Source organism: Bacillus sp. P4_D3, assembly GCF_056401855.1.
On record NZ_JBFUIN010000685.1, the window covers coordinates 1 to 1643 of the forward strand.

Annotated in this window: 2 protein-coding genes; both read left to right on the plus strand. The window is 37.9% G+C overall.

What is annotated here, in order from left to right; all coding sequences use genetic code 11:
- The coding region (locus AC1DTM_RS25565) for an aminotransferase class III-fold pyridoxal phosphate-dependent enzyme (RefSeq protein WP_477001199.1) at positions 1-702 on the plus strand (702 nt) is incomplete at its 5' end.
- A 107-nt stretch (positions 703-809) separates the two neighbouring features.
- Positions 810-1643: amidohydrolase (locus AC1DTM_RS25570; RefSeq protein ID WP_477001200.1), on the plus strand; the 834-nt coding region annotated here is incomplete at its 3' end.

Here is a 1643-nt window from a genome sequence, read left to right on the forward strand (position 1 = left end):
GTGATTATGGAGCCAATTATTACCGGGGGCGGAATTTTAATGCCTCCTGATGGATATATGGAAAAAGTAAAAGAAATTTKCGAGAAGCACGGTGCGTTGCTCATTTGTGATGAAGTTATATGTGGATTTGGACGGACAGGGAAGCCATTTGGATTTATGAATTATGGCGTCAAACCAGATATCATTACAATGGCAAAAGGTATTACAAGTGCGTATCTTCCTTTGTCAGCAACAGCAGTTAGACGAGAGGTTTATGAGGCATTCGTAGGTAGTGAAGATTATGATCGCTTCCGCCATGTAAATACGTTCGGAGGAAATCCTGCTGCTTGTGCTTTAGCTTTGAAGAATTTAGAAATTATGGAGAATGAGAAACTCATTGAACGTTCCAAAGAATTGGGTGAACGACTGTTATATGAACTTGAGGATGTAAAAGAGCATCCAAATGTAGGAGATATTCGCGGAAAAGGCCTTCTTTTAGGTATTGAACTAGTGGAAGATAAGCAAACAAAAGAACCAGCTTCTATTGAAAAGATGAACAAAGTCATCAATGCTTGTAAAGAAAAAGGTCTAATTATTGGTAAAAATGGTGACACGGTTGCAGGTTACAATAATATTTTGCAGCTTGCGCCTCCATTAAGCATCACAGAGGAAGACTTTACTTTTATCGTTAAAACAATGAAAGAATGTTTAACTCAACTTTAATTAATTATTGATAAATCTTGTTAAAAAGCGGAAGAGCTTATTGAAAGATATAACTTTAAATACTGAATGAATTACTCGAAAAGAGTAATTCCGAAAGGGTTGAGTTTATGAAAGCTGATGTTGTATTGATAAATGGAGAAGTTATTACAGTAGACCGAAAGAATACAGTAGTCGAAGCTGTAGCAATAAAAGATAATCGTATCGTAGTTGTTGGCTCAAATCAGGAGGTTAAGAGTTTTATAGGAGAAAAAACGGATGTAATTGACCTGCAAGGAAAAACGCTTCTTCCTGGATTCATTGATTCCCATATTCACCTCATTTCTCATGGATTAAATCAATTGGCTGTCAGTTGCAAAGCTGAACATATTGATTCTATCGAGGCTTTGTTAGATGATTTGAAAAAGAAGGCTTCAGAAACGCCAAAAGGTGAATGGATACGTGCTTGGGGCTTTAATGAAACCGCTATGAAGGAAAAGCGTTATCCAACAATTACTGAGCTGGATGAAATTTCAGTTGAACACCCTATTATTGTAACCCGTACTTGCCACCACATAAGTGTGGTGAACAGCAAAGCATTAGAAATTGCGCAAATTAACGAGAACACACCGAACACGAGTGGGGGGGTTATTGAAAAGAATCAGGCAGGAAGGCTTACAGGAAAGTTAATTGAAGCAGCAAATATGAGGATGAGCGAGGTTGCAAGTTATACAGAAAGTGAAATGATGAAGGCTGTGAAAATTGCATCAGATCATTTCGTTGCAGCGGGCATAACAAGTATACATGACGCAGGTGGAGATGGACCTGAGAGTTATCGTTTACTACAACAAGCTGTGAAGAGCAAGGATATTCGTGTCCGAATATATGCAATGATATGTCAAATAAATAACTCCCATGAATTTGTTAATAAAATGGTCGAAGCTGGTGTGGTAACTGGTACCGGA